Genomic DNA, 18,618 nt, shown 5'->3' with positions numbered 1-18,618 from the left:
CCGACTGAACTGACCCGACAAGCATAAGGCGTATCTCGCAGGAAGGCCTGCCTTCTGGAGAGATATGACTTATGACCTCGAGGGTCAAAGAGGCGGAGTTGGACAAAGAAAAAGCGGAGCTCATCTTCCGCTTTTTCTCTTTACACTTTTTTTACATAACCCTTACCTAAAATGTCCTAATTTTTACTATAATAGAAGAAGATAGAACGGTCTTTTTCAAACGAAGGACCTAACCATATATCACGGGATGTGAGATATTTGAAACAACTTCTTCAATTTATTGCTGTTATTCTTACTGTTGTTTCTGCTATTTATTTATACTCATTGCAGCTTGGTGCCATCCCTTTCTTTCTATTGGCCTTTTTTTTCTTCTATTTAGCAGTCAGATTGTTTGTTAAGGAGAAAAAGAGGCAGAAAAGCGAGGGCAAGTACTAAAAAGTTTGGTATCGATTAGATAGAACTAGCATAAAGGTTCATATTTTGTTTATAATGAAGAATATGCAATAATTGTGTACATATTTTATTTGTCGTGTTTTACATAGCGAAAGGAAGTGCAAATATTGAGTTTGAATCAAGTTACTCAAGAAGAGTTGCAAGAAATGTCCTTAATTGAGATTGCGTTCGAAATGCTTAAGGAAAAGAAACAGCCGGTCTCTTTTAAAGAATTAATGGATGAAATTACAGAGCTGCGTGGATTAACAGAAGATGAAGTGAGAGCGAGAATTGCTCAATTTTATACGGATTTAAATATAGATGGACGCTTTATGACGATTGGTGAGAACCGCTGGGGTCTTCGCGTTTGGTATCCAGTAGACCAAACAGAAGAAGAACACGTAACAGCTGTGAAGCCGAAGAAGAAAAAGGCGAAGAAAGTTGTCGATGAGGACGAGGATCTTGACATTGAAGAGTATGACGAATTAGAGGAAGAAGAGCTCGACTACGATGATGTGGATGATGACTTCGATGACGAAGATGATGATGACGATCTTCTAGATGATGACATTGATGAAGATTTAGACGACGATGATGAAGAGCTTCTCGAAGATGATGAGGAATTCGATTTGGACGAAGATGAAGATGATGAAGACCTTGAAGAAGATGATCTTGATGCTGAGGACGACGAGAATCTTTAAGTCGAATTTTGTAGGATCTCGACTTGACTTTTTACAGAGCTGTAGGTAGAATACTTTTTGGGCTCCTTAAAAAGGAACAATCGAAACGTAATTTCACGCTCCCCTTGCTATTTCTAGCAGGAGGGGCGTTTTTATTTTTTTATAGGCTCTTTTCAGGTGTGAAAATCGGTCTTCAAAAATCGTTTTATCCCCTTGCCAATGTAATGGATTGATATTTTAAAAATATGCACAAACTTAATAAGAGGGGGATTACAGATGACAAAGTATATTTTCGTAACAGGTGGAGTGGTTTCTTCCTTAGGAAAAGGAATCACAGCAGCGTCTTTAGGACGTCTATTAAAAAATCGCGGCTTAAGCGTAACAATCCAAAAATTTGATCCATATATTAACGTGGATCCAGGGACAATGAGCCCGTACCAACACGGTGAAGTATTCGTAACAGGTGATGGTGCTGAAACGGATCTTGACTTAGGTCACTACGAGCGTTTCATCGACATTAACCTAACCAAGTACAACAACGTGACAACTGGGAAAATTTACTCAACGGTATTAAAGAAAGAGCGCCGTGGAGATTACTTAGGTGGAACCGTACAGGTTATTCCGCATATCACTAACGAAATTAAAGAGCGCGTATTCCGTGCGGGTCGTGAAACAGGTGCGGACGTCGTTATCACGGAGATTGGTGGAACAGTTGGGGATATCGAATCACTACCATTCCTAGAAGCGATTCGCCAAATCAAGAGTGATATCGGTCGTGATAACGTAATGTACATCCACTGTACACTGATTCCTTACATTAAAGCAGCTGGCGAAATGAAAACAAAGCCAACTCAGCACAGTGTAAAAGAGCTTCGCAGCTTAGGGATTCAGCCAAACATTATCGTTGTGCGTACAGAAATGCCAGTATCACAAGACATGAAGGATAAAATTGCTTTATTTTGTGATATCGATTCGAAGGCAGTCATTGAGTGCCAAGATGCAGACACATTGTATGCAGTACCAATCGCACTTCAAGAGCAAAAAATGGATCAAATCGTATGTGATCACTTGAAGCTTCAAAGTCCGGAACCAGAAATGACTGAATGGTTAGCATTACTTGATAAAGTTCGCAATCTGTCTAAAACAACTCGCATTGCATTAGTTGGTAAGTATGTTGAGCTTCAAGATGCGTATATCTCTGTTGTGGAATCATTAAAGCACGCAGGATTTGCATTTGATTCTGATATTGATATTAAGTGGATTAACGCAGAAGAAGTGAATGAAGAAAATGCACGTGAACTTCTTTCTGATGTTGATGGAATTCTTGTTCCTGGTGGTTTCGGGGACCGTGGAATTGAAGGGAAAATTACGACCATTAAATATGCTCGTGAAAACAAAGTACCTTTCCTTGGAATTTGCCTTGGTATGCAGTTGGCTTCTGTTGAATTTGCGCGTAACGTGCTTGGTCACACAGATGCTAACTCTGCGGAAATTAACCCAGAAACAAATTACCCAATCATTGACCTTTTACCAGAGCAAAAGGATATCGAAGATCTTGGTGGAACGCTGCGCCTAGGTATCTTCCCATGTAAGCTGGAAGAAAACACAAAAGCATTTGCAGCTTACAATGATGAAGTGGTGTACGAGCGTCACCGTCATCGTTATGAGTTCAACAACCAGTTCCGTCAAGAAATGGAGCAAGCAGGCTTCATCTTCTCTGGTACTAGTCCAGATGGTCGCTTAGTGGAAATCATTGAGCTTGCTGACCACCCATGGTTCGTTGCATCTCAATTCCACCCTGAATTTATCTCAAGACCAACAAAACCTCAACCATTGTTTAGAGATTTTGTTGAAGCATCTTTGAAGTCTAAAAACTAATTTGGAAGGCCTCCCGGATGTGGGAGGCTTTTTTGCTTATTTACATAAAAAATACCCCCAAATATAGGGGGCAAAACTGTCCAGCTCCAGCGACTAGCCCCTCGAGGTCATAAGCCAACCCCCTCCAGAAGGCAGGCCTTCCTGCGTGGTTCGTCTTATGCTTGTCGGGGCTGACCAAGTCGCTTCCGCTTTTCTATCAGTACTCTTCCATAATCTCATCAATCGTGAATTTTAATCCATAATAAACGTATAAGGCGGCCATGGATGCGGGGTAGCCATAGCGGTTTCCTTCTTCATCTGGAAGTAGTCCCTTTTTTAATTGAAGATCGATATGAACGTGAGCTAAATCATTCAGCGCGTCTCCATCACCCTCGTCTACAGTAGCAACGGATACAAACGGAATTCCTTTCTCTTCAAGAGCTTTCCCGACAGCGACTGCGCGGTCATCATAAATGGTTCTAGCTAAAATCAATACACGGTCGGCAACTGTCACCTGATCCATTTGTTGTAACCCTTCAAGCACTCGTGCGCGTTGTAAAGGCTCCTTGCTATGAATAGCTTCGGCTTGAACGGCAGAAAGTTCATTCTCTGCAAAAATAAATATATGGCCATCTCCGATAAGCGCTTGGGCAAGAAGTCTTGCGCCATCCTCTATGGAAAGGTCTTCTTTATCTTGGATTTTTTTAAATAATCCAGTCATTTGGGTTGTGAACATTTTTAACATAAAAGGCCTCCAAATCGTAATCTTCATTTATTATAAAAGAAACGGACAAGGAAGGTAAAATCACAAACTGTAAAAATTTATATGATTTTGATGTAAAATGTTTGCAGGAGAAATTAAGTAGTGTATCGAACTACATGAAGGTGGATAGTCCTAATCGTTTATTTACATACAAAAAATAAAAATCCAGAAAAAGAAGGTGGCTTTTCATGAAAGGCAAAATATTAATAGTAGATGACCAATTTGGTATTAGAATTCTGTTAAATGAAGTGCTACAAAAGGAAGGCTACGAAACATTTCAAGCGGCAAATGGAGTACAAGCTCTTGAAATCGTGACGAAAAATCCGCCAGACCTTGTATTACTAGATATGAAAATTCCTGGTATGGACGGAATTGAAATTTTAAAAAGAATGAAAGTAATTGAAAAAGATATTCGTGTCATCATTATGACTGCCTATGGGGAGCTAGATATGATTCAGGAAGCGAAGGATCTTGGAGCGCTCACTCATTTTGCAAAACCATTTGATATTGATGATATTCGTGCGGCGGTTAAGAAGTATTTACCAGTAAAAAATAGTTGATTTTCGAAAAGTTTGGCAAAATATACAAATGATAGCGATTGCATTTCATCTATTTTATGACATCCTATAAAAGTGGCCAAGATTGATAGCATTTCTATTTTTTATTTGGTATGATTACAAATGAATTTAGCGGATGATCAATCAAAGTCAGGATCTCAAATTACATAACGTTAATTGTTTAGGGAAAACTCTAATAGGGAACCTGTCTATAAAAGGTCATCATGAATAGGAGGAAGAAGAATGCCTTTAGTATCTATGACAGACATGCTCAAGAAAGCAAAAGCTGAAGGGTATGCAGTAGGACAATTCAACTTGAACAACCTTGAGTTCACACAAGCAATTTTACAAGCGGCTGAAGCAGAAAAATCTCCAGTAATCCTTGGGGTTTCTGAAGGTGCAGCTCGTTACATGGGTGGCTTCAAAACAGTTGTAAAAATGGTAGAAGGTCTTTTAGAAGATTACAAAATCACTGTACCTGTGGCTATCCACTTAGACCACGGTTCAAGCTTTGATAAGTGTAAGGAAGCAATCGATGCTGGTTTTACATCAGTAATGATCGATGCATCTCACCATCCTTTCGAAGAGAATATCGAAACTACAACTAAAGTAGTTGAGTATGCTCATTCAAAAGGTGTATCTGTTGAAGCTGAGCTTGGAACAGTTGGCGGACAAGAGGATGATGTTGTTGCTGAAGGTGTTATCTATGCTGACGTTCAAGAGTGTAAAGAACTAGTATCTCGTACTGGTATCGATTGCTTGGCTCCAGCACTTGGTTCTGTTCACGGTCCTTACAAAGGTGAACCTAACCTAGGCTTCAAAGAAATGGAAGAAATCGGTGCAGCTACTGGTGTACCATTAGTTCTACACGGTGGAACAGGAATCCCAACAGCTGACATCCAAAAGTCAATCTCTTTTGGAACAGCAAAAATTAATGTAAATACTGAGAACCAAATTGCTTCTGCAAAAACGGTTCGTGAAGTGTTAGCAGCGAAACCAGATGAATACGATCCACGTAAATACTTAGGACCAGCTCGCGATGCGATTAAAGAAACAGTTATCGGCAAAATGCGCGAATTCGGTTCTTCAGGTAGAGCGTAATCGAATTTATTTGCTTCATAAGTTGAAACCGCCTTTTCTTGAAAAGGGCGGTTTCAATTGTATTGATGTCATTTTAAAAAAAAAGTCGAATTTTGTATGGGGAGAGTGGAACAGGTGAAATTTTTTATTGATACAGCAAACATGGAAGAGATTAGAGAAGCATATTCTTTAGGAGTTGTTGCAGGGGTTACAACAAATCCATCATTAGTTGCAAAGGAAAAAAATGTTTCATTTGAAGACCGTCTTCGTGAGATTACGGCATTAGTTCCAGGTTCGGTTAGTGCAGAAGTCATCGCGCTTGATGCAGAAGGTATGATTCGTGAAGGTCGCGAGCTAGCTGCCATTGCTCCAAATATTACAATTAAAGTACCAATGACACCAGAAGGTTTAAAAGCGGTATCTACTTTTTCTAAGGAAGGCATCAAGACAAACGTAACATTAATTTTTAGTGCAAACCAAGCATTGCTAGCAGCAAGAGCTGGGGCTACATATGTATCTCCTTTTGTTGGTCGATTAGATGATATCGGTTACAATGGTCTCGATTTAATCACAACAATTGCAGATATTTTCGCGGTTCATGGTTTAGAAACAGAAATTATTGCTGCTTCGATCCGTCATCCGCAACACGTGACAGATGCAGCTCTTCGTGGAGCGCATATTGCTACGATACCATACAAAGTGATTATGCAATTATTCAATCATCCGCTAACAGACAAAGGGATTGAAGCCTTTTTAGCAGATTGGAAAAATAGAGAGAATTAATAAGTGGGACATTTTTCCTATTTATAACTTTTTTATAATTCCATACATGAAGTTTGAAATTTCGTGTAAACTATAAATTAAGGGTGGTATATGTCGTTTTTTGTATTTTTTTAGTGGAAGAATATACCTCGTATAGATTTTTCGAAAAAGCATATATGGAAAAATAAAAAAGATGAGCCAAATCAGTACAAGATATAACACGTATTCTGTGTGAATGATATGGCTTAGAAGGGAGTCAACGATGGATAAGCTGATGATTGCCGGTGGAGACCCTTTAAAGGGAACCGTTCGTATAAGTGGTGCCAAAAACAGTGCAGTCGCACTCATTCCAGCGACCATTTTAGCCGATTCACCAGTAACGATTGAAGGATTACCTGATATTTCCGATGTTCAGATTTTACAAGGATTGCTCGAGGAAATCGGAGGGAAGGTCACATTTACAAACAATGAAATGTGGGTGGACCCTTCTGAAATGATCTCTATGCCTTTGCCAAACGGAAAGGTAAAGAAACTTCGTGCAAGCTATTATTTAATGGGTGCCATGCTTGGCCGTTTTAAAAAAGCAGTGATTGGATTGCCTGGTGGCTGCCATTTAGGACCAAGACCGATTGACCAACATATTAAAGGTTTTGAAGCACTAGGGGCGACCGTGACCAATGAACAAGGCGCTATCTATCTACGTGCGGACGAGCTTCGCGGAGCAAGAATTTATTTGGACGTTGTGAGCGTTGGCGCAACCATCAATATTATGCTTGCGGCTGTTCGTGCGAAAGGGCGTACAATCATTGAGAATGCGGCAAAAGAGCCGGAAATCATTGACGTAGCTACGTTGCTCACAAATATGGGTGCAAAGATTAAAGGAGCAGGAACAGACGTTATTCGTATTGACGGAGTGGACGAGCTTCATGGCTGCCAGCATACGATTATTCCTGACCGAATTGAGGCCGGTACGTATTTAATTCTTGGTGCAGCGGTAGGGGACGGGCTGTTAATAGATAATATTATTCCTCAACACTTAGAGTCGTTAATTGCGAAGCTTCGTGAAATGGGTGTCCCGATTGAAACAAGCGATGACCAAGTATTTGTAGGAAAAGCCGAATCCTTTAAAGCAGTCGATATTAAAACATTAGTCTATCCAGGTTTCCCAACCGATCTGCAGCAGCCACTAACCTCGTTGTTAACTAGTGCTGTTGGGACAAGCATGGTGACGGATACGATTTATGGTGCTCGCTTTAAGCATATCGATGAATTAAGAAGAATGAATGCAAACATCAAAGTAGAAGGTCGTTCGGCGATTATTCATGGCCCAGTGAAATTACAGGGCGCTAAGGTGAAAGCAAGTGATTTACGTGCTGGAGCTGCTCTAGTCATTGCTGGTTTAATGGCAGAAGGCGTAACTGAGGTAACAGGGCTCGAGCATATTGACCGTGGCTACAGCCATCTCGTGGAAAAATTAAATGGGCTTGGCGCGACCATTTGGCGTGAAGCAATGACAAAAGAAGAGCTAGAACAACTGAAAAACGCTTAATAGAAAGCTATCAAAAAATATAGATTACATGTAAAGAAGGCAGACCTGCTTTCGTCTGCCTTTTTTACAATTACCCTCCTTACTAACTTCCCAATAAAATAAAGTTGATTAATAATTAAAAAAAAGGGTAAAATAGAAATTGTTTTTTACTAAGGTATTTTCATGTGTGAAAATAGACTTGTCTTTATAGAATATAACTTTCTCTATTTCTTCTTATACTTCTAGAAAGCCTCAAACATTCAATCCTTCCATCCAATTTTATCGAACAAAATCATAAAGCCTGTGGTGGAACAACTTATTATGTAAAAGAGTGGTGTACTAATGGAATTAACAATTTCAAGCCTGGAAAATATGAAGCTAAAAGAGCTTTATGAGCTAGCAAAGACCTTTAAAGTGTCTTATTATAGCAAGCTAACAAAAAAAGAACTTATTTTTGCGATTTTAAAAGCACGTGCGGAATCAGAGGGCTTTTTCTTTATGGAAGGTGTCCTTGAAATCATACAGTCTGAAGGCTTCGGTTTCCTACGACCTATCAACTACTCCCCAAGTTCAGAGGATATTTATATTTCAGCCTCACAAATTAGACGTTTTGACCTCAGAAATGGTGATAAAGTATCTGGTAAAGTTCGTCCGCCAAAGGAAAACGAGCGTTATTTTGGACTTTTACAGGTTGGTGCCGTTAACGGTGATGACCCGGAATCAGCAAAGGAACGTGTTCACTTCCCTGCGTTAACACCTTTATATCCTGATCGTCAAATGAAGCTTGAAACGTCACCAAAGCATGTGAGCACGAGAATTATGGACCTTATTTCTCCTGTCGGTTTTGGTCAGCGTGGATTGATTGTTGCTCCACCAAAAGCGGGGAAAACGATGCTATTAAAGCAAATTGCCAATAGCATTACGACAAATCATCCAGAAGCAGAGCTGATTGTTCTGTTAATCGATGAGCGTCCGGAAGAGGTAACAGACATCGAGCGTTCGGTTGCTGGCGATGTGGTTAGCTCAACGTTTGACGAAGTACCTGAAAATCATATTAAAGTAGCCGAGCTTGTACTAGAGCGTGCGATGCGTCTAGTGGAGCATAAGCGCGACGTGATTATCCTTATGGACAGTATTACTCGTCTCGCTCGTGCGTACAATCTTGTGATTCCTCCAAGTGGCCGTACGTTATCAGGGGGGATTGACCCTGCAGCCTTTCACCGTCCGAAACGATTCTTCGGTGCAGCGCGTAACATCGAGGAAGGTGGAAGCTTAACCATCCTTGCTACAGCTCTTGTGGATACAGGATCTCGTATGGATGATGTGATTTATGAAGAATTTAAAGGAACCGGTAATATGGAGCTTCACCTGGATCGCGGTCTAGCTGAACGCCGTATTTTCCCTGCCATCGACATCCGCCGTTCGGGAACTCGTAAGGAAGAGCTGCTTATTCCGAAAGACCATCTGGATAAGCTATGGGCAATCCGTAAATCGATGTCAGATACGCCTGACTTTGTGGATAAATTTTTACGTAAGCTGAAGCAAACGAAGTCGAATGAAGAGTTCTTTGCTAAGCTTGACGAAGAAATAAAAGCAAAAAGGAATTCATAGGGAAATAAATCCCATGTTGCAAAACCAATACCTGCTTGTTATAATAACATCAGTGTGTTTTTCCATTACACCTTGTGTGTATGAATAACTCTGTTTCGAACGACTCAGGGCAAAAGGAGATGAAAGGTAATGAGAGAAGGAATTCATCCTAACTATAAAAAAGTAACGGTATCTTGTGCTTGTGGCAACACATTCGAAACTGGTTCAGTAAAGAAAGAACTTCGTATCGAAACTTGCTCAGAATGTCATCCATTCTACACAGGACGTCAAAAGTTTGCTGAAGCAGGCGGACGTGTTGACCGTTTCAACAAGAAATACGGAATTAAAGCTACAAACTAATAAGACAAAGAAACAGGCAAGAAGATTTCAGACCTTGCCTGTTTTTTTATGAAAATGAACCTACATAGTCAGACAGTGAAAGGATAATTTACTCAAAAACTGTCTACTTTAAAATAGAGAGCGAAGCGGAAGGAGAGGCCGTTTATGTATGTAATGAAGCACCATGGTTGGGTAGAAGTGATTTGTGGCAGCATGTTCTCTGGGAAATCAGAAGAACTGATTCGCCGCGTAAGAAGAGCCCAGTTTGCCAAACAAAAAATTGCCGTTTTTAAGCCGAAAATTGATAATAGATACAGTGATGAAGCTGTTGTCTCTCACAATGGTACATCGTTTATTGCGCGTCCAATTGCCCATTCAACAGAGATTTTTCAGCATATTGATCCTGAAATCGATTTGATTGCCATAGATGAAGTACAATTTTTTGATGAGGAAGTAGTAAAAGTCATTCAGCACTTAGCTGATAGTGGCCATCGCGTTGTGGCTGCTGGCTTGGATCAAGACTTCCGTGGCGAGCCATTTACCGTCATGCCAGCTTTAATGGCCATCGCAGAGCTAGTAACAAAGCTGCAAGCAGTATGTGCGGTTTGCGGATCACCTGCTAGTCGAACGCAACGACTAATTAACGGAGAGCCAGCCTCATACGATGACCCAATTATCCTGGTAGGTGCATCAGAAGCATACGAACCGCGCTGTCGTCACCACCACGAAGTTCCCAAATCACCAAACGTAATCGAACGAGCGGACTTTACACAGTCGAAGCTATAAATATTATATCCACCCTATGTGTAGGGTGGATTTTTTGGTTCTCGGTGCCTGTTGAAGTGGGGTTGAGGTTGGAACCGGAAATAATTAGCGAGAGTATTTTTAAAAGTCAATTGCAACACTATCCATAGGAGGTGTTGACAGTGAAAAGATGGCTTTTTATACTTTTGACGGTTTTGGTTTTAGCAGCTTGTAACAATAATCCGAAGGGCTTGTCTGATCAGCAGGAGGATCGCGCGGGAAGGTCGTTTGTTGCTAATAAAGATACTGGGCAAGATAATACCCAGTCAAGAGGGTGGCAACGAGGTGATCAAAATCCCAATTTTTTAAATACTGATGGTGGCCGAGTGGATTACGATGGTTATATTGATAAAGCAAGAGAAACGGTGAATGCTACCGATGAGTTCGAAGCAGGATCGATATGGGTGAATGGAAATCGTTTGTGGGTGACCGCTTATAGAAAAGGGCAGATGTCACGCCAGGAACGAGTGGACGCAGAAGCGCGATTACACAAGAAGCTCGTGAAGGCTGTCCCTCGTTATGAAATCGAAGTACAGGTCAAAGAAGACCGCTCATAACATGTCCCAAAGGGCATGTTATTTTTCTATGGATAGGATGGTTTTGACGAGGTGTTTCACCTATACTATAATAGAAATGTTAAGCACTTATAGATTATGCTTTTTGATTCGGAATAACTAGCGTGTAACAGCGCGTGACTAATATAAGAGGTGAAGGACTTTGTTTGATCGTCTTCAATCAGTAGAGGATCGCTATGAAAGACTGAACGAGCTTTTAAGTGACCCAGAGATCGTGAATGATTCAAAAAAATTACGTGAGTACTCGAAGGAGCAGTCAGATTTATCTGCAACTGTCGAAGTGTATCGTGAGTATAAAGATGTAAAAGAGCAGCTTCAAGATGCAAAAGCGATGCTTGAAGAAAAGCTCGATGCAGATATGCGTGAAATGGTAAAGGAAGAGTTAAGTGAATTAGAAGACCGTATGGAAGATCTTCAAGCGCGTCTACGTATCTTGTTGATTCCGAAGGATCCGAACGATGACAAAAACGTTATCATGGAAATCCGTGGAGCCGCTGGTGGAGATGAAGCAGCTTTATTCGCGGGTGACCTGTACCGCATGTACTCTAGATATGCGGAATCGCAAGGTTGGAAAACAGAAGTGATGGATGCCAACACTACGGGCGTTGGTGGCTACAAAGAAATTATTTTTATGATTAATGGCACTAGTGCTTACTCGAAGCTAAAGTTCGAAAACGGTGCTCATCGCGTACAGCGTGTTCCGGAAACAGAATCAGGCGGACGTATTCATACATCAACAGCAACTGTTGCGGTTTTACCAGAAGCAGAGGAACTCGAAGTTGAGATTCATGACAAAGATATTCGTACAGATACCTTTGCATCAAGTGGTGCGGGTGGACAATCGGTTAATACAACGATGTCAGCCGTTCGTTTAACGCATATTCCCACAGGTGTTGTCGTTTCGTGTCAGGATGAGAAGTCACAGATTAAAAACAAGGAAAAAGCGATGAAGGTACTTCGTGCGCGCGTGTACGATAAATTCCAACGTGAAGCACAAGCAGAGTACGACCAAGTTCGTAAATCGGCGGTTGGAACAGGTGACCGTTCTGAGCGTATCCGTACGTATAACTTCCCGCAAAACCGTGTGACTGACCACCGCATCGGGTTAACGATTCAAAAGCTTGATCAAATTTTACAAGGAAAGCTTGATGAAGTGCTTGAGGCGTTAATTGTGGAAGAGCAATCAAGAAAGCTTGAAGAAGCGTCTAATGAGTAAAAAAGTATTCGAAGCCCTCGCTTGGGCTTCTTCTTTTTTAAAGGAGCATGGCCGCGACGAAAATGCAGGGGAATTATTGCTTCGGTATTATTTGAATATGTCACGGTCAAGCCTTTTGGCGAGTTTGCATGATGTGGTCGAAGAAGCAAAATGGGAGCAGTTTGTTGAGTCAGTAAAAAAGCATGGCGAAGGAATTCCTGTTCAATACATGATCGGTTATGAAGAGTTTTACGGTCGTCGTTTTTCCGTTAATCAAGAGGTATTGATTCCAAGACCGGAAACCGAAGAATTGGTTTATGGTTCATTGGAGCGTATAAAAAGGTTATTCGGTGAGGAGCAGGTTCAGCTTGTTGATATCGGAACCGGGAGTGGAGCGATCGCGATTACAATGAAGCTAGAGCGTCCCGCGTTACAGGTGACAGCGACTGATATTGCTGAGACCTCCCTGGCGGTTGCTCGAAAAAATGCAGAAGAGCTTGGAGCCAAGGTTGAATTTTTACAAGGAGACCTGCTCTTGCCATTTATAGAGTCAAACACGAAGTTTGACGTGGTTCTCTCTAATCCTCCTTATATTCCGCTTGGAGATGAGAAGGAGATGTCGGTCGTTGTGACAGAGCACGAACCACACCGAGCCTTATTTGCAGGAGAAGACGGTCTGGACTTGTATCGCCGCTTTATGAATGAGCTTCCACATGTTATAAAAAACAAAGCATTAGTGGGGTTTGAAATAGGTGCTGGGCAGTCTGAAGCAGTCAGTCGGATGCTAAAAGAGGCATTTCCTAGTGCGTTGGTTCAGGTTGTGTATGACATAAACGGCAAAGATCGTATGGTTTTTGCAGAAATAGGGTTTTGATTAGATGATGACTCAAATGGTGTTGAATAACAACTGTTTGAGTCATTTTTTATTAAACACTCTGTTGATTGGAGCGGAGGGTGGCGACTCCAGCGGGAAAAGCGGCTCGGCCCCGCCCGCGGAAAGCGCCCACCCGCAGCGCAAATCTAACCATACTGGCTTTCTATTAATTTTTTTCAATTTACTAGTTTAAGATAGACATCTCTTGTCCACACTGTTGATAGTGAAGGGATGGTGCTAGTAAATGAAAACAAAAACACTTGCGAAATTATATATTATTATATTATCCATAGGAACATTATTAAGTTTATACATACCGAAAAATGAAGTCACTGCCAACGAAGCGATTGTCATTCCAAATGAGGCCATTCGCTTACGTATTCTAGCAAACAGTGATTTAGAAGTAGATCAAGAGCTCAAGCGCGAAGTTCGAGATGAAGTAAACGCAGCGATCACAGAGTGGGTAGCAGAATTAACATCCGTAGAAGCAGCCCGCGACTTAATTCAATCCCGCTTACCAGAAATCAAGGCGATTGCAGAAGAAGTACTAGAGAAGAATGGATCCAACCAAAGCGTAAAAACAGATTTCGGAAAAGTAGAATTTCCAACTAAGTTATATGGTGAGTTCTTGTATCCAGCAGGTGAGTACGAAGCAGTACTGATTACGTTAGGAGCAGGAGAAGGAGCGAACTGGTGGTGCGTCCTATTCCCGCCATTATGCTTCCTTGATTTTTCAAACTCGGTAGCAGTAAAAGAAGGTGTGGATGAACAAGAAGAGAAAGAAGCAAAAGGAGAAGAAAAAGCCAAAGTTCAATCAGATAAAGAGCCGGTCTTTGTGGAAGAAAATAAAGATGAACAAGAAGTAGAAGTGAAGTTTTTCCTTGTAGAGCTTTGGGATAAGATCTTTTCATAAGAAAATGGGGCGCAACCGTTGTGGTTGTGCTTTTTTTAAAGGTAAGTTAATGCATTTTTTGAGAATTTCGGGATTTTATTGGCTATATTTGAAGGTTTACTTGCGATTCTAGGATTTTATTTGCTATTTTAAAAATTTACTTGCGATTCTAGAAATATATTTGCTATCCCGGAAGTTTATTTGCGATTTCAAATATATATTTGCTAATCTGAGAACTTACTTGCGATTCCAAGGTTTTATTTGCGATTTCTTTTTCACGCCTCAAAAAATTATCCCCAAATCTAGTTCTACTTTCTCTACCTTTTCATATTCATAGAGTAACAAGAAAAAATAGAGGTGATTTGGGTGGAAACAATGGTTCGTTGTGCACAAGTAGAGGATGTAAGGAAACTAGTAAACTTTTTAGAAAAGGCAAACTTAGGAACAGATGGAGTAGAAGAAGCTGTGGATTATTTTCTTCTATTAGAAGACGAAGCTGGAAATATTCAAGCGACACTTGGAATCGAACCACATGGCCCTGTCGGATTGTTACGATCTTTAGCCATCACTTCACGTGCGAGTGAAAAGGAATTGCTGTTAATTTTTGAACAAATGCTGCTATTAGCGAAGGAAAAACAGATGCAATCATTATATTTAGCCACAAACAAAAAGGGATCTGTCCAATTTTTCGAGATGATGGGTTTTCAACAGGTAGAAAAGGAATTGTTACACGAAGAAATATTCGAGTCCGCTCACGTGCAACATATCTTAACTGTGGATAACTCATTGTTCATGGAGTTAAAACTGGATTAATCCACAAAGTTACCCACAAAATAGCAAATGTTATACACAATTTGTGGATAAAACTTGAGTTATACACCATCTTCTTTTATACTTTCTTACGTATTACAAGAAAAATAGGGAGAAATACTCAAGGTGGAAAACATACAAACAAAGCTATGGTCAGTGGATAAAAATGTGGATAATCCAAAAAACTATCCACAAATTGCACAGGCTGCATCACTTTTAAGAGGAAATGAAGTGGTCGCATTTCCTACTGAGACGGTATATGGACTCGGAGGAAATGCCCATTCGGATAAAGCGATTCACAAAATATATGAAGCAAAGGGTCGCCCGAGCGATAATCCACTGATTATTCACATTGCCGACAGGGAACAACTGAATGAATTTGTTACTCACATACCGGACAAGGCCAACAAGCTAATGAACGAGTTTTGGCCTGGCCCGCTTACGATCATCTTTGAAAAAAAGACCTCTGAATTGTCAAAGCTAGCAACAGCGGGTTTATCCTCAGTGGCAGTAAGGATGCCAAATCATTCAGTTGCTCTAGCAGTGATCAAAGAAGCGGGAGTTCCTATTGCAGCGCCAAGCGCGAACAGTTCAGGAAAACCGAGTCCGACGAAGGCGTCACATGTGCTAGAGGATTTGAATGGAAAAATTGCTGGCATTGTGGACGGCGGAGCAACAGGAGTTGGAGTGGAATCAACCGTCATTGATTGCACAGAAGATATTCCGATTATTTTACGGCCGGGTGGAGTGACAAGGGACGAGCTTGAGCGAGTAGTAGGTGAAGTTCGAGTGGACCCAGCTCTAAAGGATCATAACGAAGCTCCGAAATCTCCTGGCATGAAGTATCGTCATTATGCACCAAAATCACCTCTTTTTTTAGTAAAAGGAGACAGAGACAAGCTCCAGCAACTTATTGAAAAAGAAAGAAGTGAAGGTCGAAAGGTCGGCGTGTTAACAACGACAGAGAATGAAGGCTTTTACAAAGCGGATGAAGTGATTTTCTGTGGAACAAGAGAAAATCTGGCAACTGTGGCAAGCTCTTTATACGATGTGTTACGATCGTTTGACCAAAGAGAGGTAGACATTATTTTTAGTGAAATGTTTCCTTCGACCGGTGTGGGAGAAGCGATTATGAACCGGCTGATGAAGGCGGCAGGAAACCAGATCATTGAATAGGCATTTTTGAATGATTTTCTCATTCTAAACCCTTTTGGACGTGCATATGCTGAATTAGCAAGTCCAAGGGGGCGAAAGTATGTCATCAATGGTTGGAGAATTGATCACACTAATAATAATGGCATTTGCACTAGGAATGGATGCATTTTCAGTGGGCTTGGGAATGGGAATGTTCAGGCTCGGCCTTCGGCAAATTTTAAAAATTGGAATCACCATCGGGTTATTCCATATTTGGATGCCATTATTAGGGATGATTGCAGGAAGATTTTTGTCCGAGCAGTTTGGTGCATTTGCTGCGTATTGCGGCGGAGGCCTTTTAATTGTATTAGGTTTGCAAATGCTTTGGTCATGCTTTAGGGAAGACGACAGTTCCTTTATCACTCCGGTAGGTTTTGGATTACTTGTATTTGCACTGAGTGTGAGTCTTGATAGCTTTTCGGTCGGACTGACACTAGGTATATATGGTGCTAAAACATTTCTAGTTCTAACTTGCTTCGGAATTGGTGCCACCATTTTAACTTGGTTAGGTCTTCTTGTAGGACGTAAAGTTCAAGGGTGGCTTGGAACATACAGTGAAGCATTAGGAGGCACAATTTTGCTTGCCTTTGGGATTAAATTATTGCTACCATTCTAATACAATAGAACCCATAGTGAAAAAGGTGTTTTCTTAACGAAAATGCCTTTTTCTGTGAAAAAATAATGGTCGATTGGAATGCAAAAACAAGCCTTTATTACGCTAGGGATAACAGCGAAGAGAATGCGTTCCAACCGACATATTCAATCCAAGGTTGCACGAAATCGGACTTTAGTAATAAGGAAATATGTCATATAATAAAGATGGAGGAGAGAATCATTATGATAAATGTATTGTTTGTATGTACCGGAAACACGTGCAGAAGTCCAATGGCGGAGGCTATTTTAAAAAGTAAAAATATACCCGGAGTAGAGGTTCGTTCTTCTGGAGTATTTGCTATGAATGGAAGCGATGCATCTCCACATGCAAAAAAAGTACTAGACAATCAACAGATTAAACATGACCATCAATCCTCTTTATTAACGGAACAGCAGGTAGAGTGGGCCACGTATATATTAACGATGACAGCGGGTCATAAAGCGAATATTGTTGCCACATTCCCGTCAGCACAAGTGAAAACCTTTACACTGAAAGAGTTTGCTGGTGGATTTGGGGATGTAAGTGACCCTTATGGTGGATCTCTGTCTGTTTATCAACAAACATTCGAAGAGTTGAAACAATTAATTGAAAAAAGCTTACACAAATTATCGTAATACAACCAGGGGGAAGGCTTTATGGGGGAGAAAAAGGCATTCAAGTTTGGGCTTAGGAAAAAGCTTGTATTATTTACAACTATTTTAGCAGTGATTACGTATACAACGAGTGCGTTATTTATTGATGTATTATTTCCGTTGATTCAGGACGTTATTGGGATGAATAAAGCGGGCTTTTCCATCGTCACTTATTTAATGGGTATCATATGGTCCGGAATTTTAGCATTTTTAGCGGCTGGTTTTATTATTAAGCCTCTTCAAAAGCTAGAGCGTGTCACATTAAAAGCAGCGCACGGGGATATTGGTGAGGATGTGGAGTTATCTAAATCAGATGACGAAATTCGCTCACTAGGGGTTGCGTTTAATCATATGTTGTTTAATTTACGTGATATGGTCCAAACCATTGATGAGAATTTCAAGCAAACAAATGAAAAGGTAATTGCCATTTCAAAAGAAAGTGCCGTGGCGGCAGAAAGAGCAGAGATGATCGATCGAACGGTCAATGAAATCTCGCTAGGAGCGGAAAACTCAGCGGCTGCGACTCAAGACTCAGCCAGTTCGATTGATGAAGTCACTCATCTTGCAGAAGAAGTTCAATCAACCGCAAAGCAGTCGAAAAAAATCTCAAGTGAAATGGTCAAAGAGCTTGACCAGTCTAAAAAGGTTATTTTCTCACTGGTATCAGGCATTCAAACACTTGCAGAAGATAATAAGCAGTCGCTAGTCTCAGTGAAAAAACTAGAGGAAAATGCGTCGAAAGTGGAACAAATTATCCAATTGGTTGGGGATATAGCCGCCCAGACTAACCTTTTAGCTCTTAACGCATCGATTGAAGCGGCTCGGGCGGGTGAGCACGGAAAAGGCTTTGCTGTTGTTGCAGACGAAGTTCGTAAGCTTGCGGATGAGAGTGCAAAAGCGGTTCAAGGAATTTCTGAGCTGATTCAAAATATACAGGGCGAAGTACGCAATGTGGTATCCCAAATTACAAACCAAGTAGATACTGCACTTGGACAAGCTGAAAAAGGCAATGCTACCAACCAAGCAATTGAAGAAATGACAAGAACAGTCGTTCAAATGGCGTCAGCAGTAGAAAAAATTTCAACTCTTGTTGACCGACAAATGGATGGAATTCAGCATACAGCCACGCAATCACAGGAAGTGGCGGCGATAGCAGAAGAAACATCAGCAGGAGCAACAGAGGTGGCCACAGCGATCGGACAGCAAACGGAGGTCATTGAAAACGTTGAGCGCCTTGCGCACGAGTTGAATGATCAGGCAGTTAAACTTAAAGGTACGATTACTAGATTTAAGATGTAGTAGATAAGGACTCTGCAAACGAATGCAGGGTCTTATTTTTTAGAATCACAAGCTTTATCTTTACATGCTGTTATGTCAAAATAAAGGTAGTTTTTACAAA

20 protein-coding genes are annotated in these 18,618 nt (G+C 41.0%); 19 read left to right on the top strand and 1 reads right to left on the bottom strand.

Translation table 11 applies throughout. From position 1 onward, the window contains the following. Positions 1-258: 258 nt before the first annotated feature. The 3 genes from ACRX5O_RS14520 (at position 259) to pyrG (ending at position 2,990) form a co-directional block, all read left to right on the top strand. A complete protein-coding gene (locus ACRX5O_RS14520; protein ID WP_251520529.1) occupies positions 259-435 on the top strand; it encodes a hypothetical protein in 177 nt (58 codons plus the stop codon). Between the two features lie 125 nt (positions 436-560). Next, positions 561-1,133 (top strand): DNA-directed RNA polymerase subunit delta, encoded by a 573-nt coding sequence (rpoE, locus tag ACRX5O_RS14515; protein ID WP_433906590.1) that lies wholly within the window; start codon positions 561-563, stop codon positions 1,131-1,133. Between the two features lie 255 nt (positions 1,134-1,388). Then, positions 1,389-2,990, top strand: a complete 1,602-nt coding sequence (gene pyrG, locus ACRX5O_RS14510; protein WP_433906589.1) for a CTP synthase — start codon at positions 1,389-1,391, stop codon at positions 2,988-2,990. Positions 2,991-3,186: 196 nt separating this feature from the next. Here the strand turns inward: pyrG and ACRX5O_RS14505 are convergent, their stop codons facing one another. Further along, a complete protein-coding gene (locus tag ACRX5O_RS14505) occupies positions 3,187-3,714 on the bottom strand; it encodes a DUF2529 domain-containing protein (RefSeq protein WP_433906588.1) in 528 nt (175 codons plus the stop codon). A gap of 206 nt (positions 3,715-3,920) precedes the next feature. Between ACRX5O_RS14505 and ACRX5O_RS14500 the strand changes: the two genes are divergently transcribed. The 16 genes from ACRX5O_RS14500 to ACRX5O_RS14425 all read left to right on the top strand — a co-directional run bounded on the left by ACRX5O_RS14500 (position 3,921) and on the right by ACRX5O_RS14425 (position 18,518). Continuing rightward, the gene (locus ACRX5O_RS14500; protein WP_119710273.1) at positions 3,921-4,292 is read left to right on the top strand and encodes a response regulator; all 372 of its coding nucleotides are present in this window, start codon (positions 3,921-3,923) and stop codon (positions 4,290-4,292) included. Positions 4,293-4,532: 240 nt separating this feature from the next. Further along, a complete protein-coding gene (locus ACRX5O_RS14495; protein WP_433906587.1) occupies positions 4,533-5,390 on the top strand; it encodes a class II fructose-bisphosphate aldolase in 858 nt (285 codons plus the stop codon). 114 nt (positions 5,391-5,504) lie between these two features. Then, positions 5,505-6,152, top strand: a complete 648-nt coding sequence (gene fsa, locus ACRX5O_RS14490; protein WP_433906586.1) for a fructose-6-phosphate aldolase — start codon at positions 5,505-5,507, stop codon at positions 6,150-6,152. A gap of 241 nt (positions 6,153-6,393) precedes the next feature. Next, entirely contained in the window at positions 6,394-7,680 is a 1,287-nt protein-coding gene (gene murA / locus ACRX5O_RS14485) for a UDP-N-acetylglucosamine 1-carboxyvinyltransferase (protein ID WP_160545873.1), read from the top strand. Positions 7,681-8,001: 321 nt separating this feature from the next. Beyond that, positions 8,002-9,270 (top strand): transcription termination factor Rho, encoded by a 1,269-nt coding sequence (gene rho / locus ACRX5O_RS14480; RefSeq protein ID WP_066056852.1) that lies wholly within the window; start codon positions 8,002-8,004, stop codon positions 9,268-9,270. A 129-nt stretch (positions 9,271-9,399) separates the two neighbouring features. After that, positions 9,400-9,609 (top strand): 50S ribosomal protein L31, encoded by a 210-nt coding sequence (gene rpmE, locus ACRX5O_RS14475; protein WP_119710269.1) that lies wholly within the window; start codon positions 9,400-9,402, stop codon positions 9,607-9,609. 144 nt (positions 9,610-9,753) lie between these two features. Next, the gene (locus ACRX5O_RS14470) at positions 9,754-10,374 is read left to right on the top strand and encodes a thymidine kinase (protein ID WP_433906585.1); all 621 of its coding nucleotides are present in this window, start codon (positions 9,754-9,756) and stop codon (positions 10,372-10,374) included. Positions 10,375-10,514: 140 nt separating this feature from the next. Next, positions 10,515-10,949, top strand: a complete 435-nt coding sequence (locus ACRX5O_RS14465; protein ID WP_433906584.1) for a fimbrillin family protein — start codon at positions 10,515-10,517, stop codon at positions 10,947-10,949. A 160-nt stretch (positions 10,950-11,109) separates the two neighbouring features. Next, positions 11,110-12,183: a peptide chain release factor 1 gene (prfA, locus tag ACRX5O_RS14460; RefSeq protein ID WP_433906583.1), complete on the top strand. Its 1,074-nt coding sequence runs from the start codon at positions 11,110-11,112 to the stop codon at positions 12,181-12,183. Then, entirely contained in the window at positions 12,176-13,036 is an 861-nt protein-coding gene (gene prmC / locus ACRX5O_RS14455; RefSeq protein WP_433906582.1) for a peptide chain release factor N(5)-glutamine methyltransferase, read from the top strand. The genes prfA and prmC overlap by 8 nt, the downstream gene beginning before the upstream one ends. 244 nt (positions 13,037-13,280) lie before the next feature. Further along, positions 13,281-13,949: a stage II sporulation protein R gene (spoIIR, locus tag ACRX5O_RS14450; RefSeq protein WP_433906581.1), complete on the top strand. Its 669-nt coding sequence runs from the start codon at positions 13,281-13,283 to the stop codon at positions 13,947-13,949. 354 nt (positions 13,950-14,303) lie between these two features. Then, a complete protein-coding gene (locus tag ACRX5O_RS14445) occupies positions 14,304-14,741 on the top strand; it encodes a GNAT family N-acetyltransferase (protein WP_433906653.1) in 438 nt (145 codons plus the stop codon). Between the two features lie 132 nt (positions 14,742-14,873). Next, the gene (locus ACRX5O_RS14440; protein WP_433906652.1) at positions 14,874-15,914 is read left to right on the top strand and encodes an L-threonylcarbamoyladenylate synthase; all 1,041 of its coding nucleotides are present in this window, start codon (positions 14,874-14,876) and stop codon (positions 15,912-15,914) included. Between the two features lie 79 nt (positions 15,915-15,993). Continuing rightward, positions 15,994-16,548 carry a manganese efflux pump MntP gene (locus ACRX5O_RS14435; protein WP_433906580.1) on the top strand — a complete coding sequence of 185 codons (555 nt, stop codon included), beginning with the start codon at positions 15,994-15,996 and terminating at the stop codon, positions 16,546-16,548. A gap of 221 nt (positions 16,549-16,769) precedes the next feature. Beyond that, the gene (locus ACRX5O_RS14430) at positions 16,770-17,201 is read left to right on the top strand and encodes a low molecular weight protein arginine phosphatase (protein ID WP_433906579.1); all 432 of its coding nucleotides are present in this window, start codon (positions 16,770-16,772) and stop codon (positions 17,199-17,201) included. A 21-nt stretch (positions 17,202-17,222) separates the two neighbouring features. Next, the gene (locus ACRX5O_RS14425; RefSeq protein ID WP_433906578.1) at positions 17,223-18,518 is read left to right on the top strand and encodes a methyl-accepting chemotaxis protein; all 1,296 of its coding nucleotides are present in this window, start codon (positions 17,223-17,225) and stop codon (positions 18,516-18,518) included. Positions 18,519-18,618 lie beyond the last annotated feature (100 nt).

Source organism: Robertmurraya mesotrionivorans (assembly GCF_050971805.1).
In the GTDB taxonomy this organism is placed as follows: Bacteria; Bacillota; Bacilli; order Bacillales; family Cytobacillaceae; genus Robertmurraya_A.
The sequence above is the reverse complement of the archived record's forward strand: the minus strand, read 5'-3'. Positions and strand labels throughout refer to the sequence as shown.

What these genes read in the sequence shown, in the direction of transcription:
- ACRX5O_RS14505 (WP_433906588.1), bottom strand. Translation starts at nt 3,714, where the DNA reads ATGTTAAAAATGTTCACAACCCAAATGACTGGATTATTTAAAAAAATC.
- rpmE (WP_119710269.1), top strand. Translation starts at nt 9,400, where the DNA reads ATGAGAGAAGGAATTCATCCTAACTATAAAAAAGTAACGGTATCTTGT.
- ACRX5O_RS14435 (WP_433906580.1), top strand. Translation starts at nt 15,994, where the DNA reads ATGTCATCAATGGTTGGAGAATTGATCACACTAATAATAATGGCATTT.
- spoIIR (WP_433906581.1), top strand. Translation starts at nt 13,281, where the DNA reads ATGAAAACAAAAACACTTGCGAAATTATATATTATTATATTATCCATA.
- ACRX5O_RS14500 (WP_119710273.1), top strand. Translation starts at nt 3,921, where the DNA reads ATGAAAGGCAAAATATTAATAGTAGATGACCAATTTGGTATTAGAATT.
- murA (WP_160545873.1), top strand. Translation starts at nt 6,394, where the DNA reads ATGGATAAGCTGATGATTGCCGGTGGAGACCCTTTAAAGGGAACCGTT.
- ACRX5O_RS14445 (WP_433906653.1), top strand. Translation starts at nt 14,304, where the DNA reads ATGGTTCGTTGTGCACAAGTAGAGGATGTAAGGAAACTAGTAAACTTT.
- ACRX5O_RS14425 (WP_433906578.1), top strand. Translation starts at nt 17,223, where the DNA reads ATGGGGGAGAAAAAGGCATTCAAGTTTGGGCTTAGGAAAAAGCTTGTA.
- ACRX5O_RS14495 (WP_433906587.1), top strand. Translation starts at nt 4,533, where the DNA reads ATGCCTTTAGTATCTATGACAGACATGCTCAAGAAAGCAAAAGCTGAA.
- pyrG (WP_433906589.1), top strand. Translation starts at nt 1,389, where the DNA reads ATGACAAAGTATATTTTCGTAACAGGTGGAGTGGTTTCTTCCTTAGGA.
- prmC (WP_433906582.1), top strand. Translation starts at nt 12,176, where the DNA reads ATGAGTAAAAAAGTATTCGAAGCCCTCGCTTGGGCTTCTTCTTTTTTA.
- ACRX5O_RS14470 (WP_433906585.1), top strand. Translation starts at nt 9,754, where the DNA reads ATGTATGTAATGAAGCACCATGGTTGGGTAGAAGTGATTTGTGGCAGC.
- rho (WP_066056852.1), top strand. Translation starts at nt 8,002, where the DNA reads ATGGAATTAACAATTTCAAGCCTGGAAAATATGAAGCTAAAAGAGCTT.
- ACRX5O_RS14430 (WP_433906579.1), top strand. Translation starts at nt 16,770, where the DNA reads ATGATAAATGTATTGTTTGTATGTACCGGAAACACGTGCAGAAGTCCA.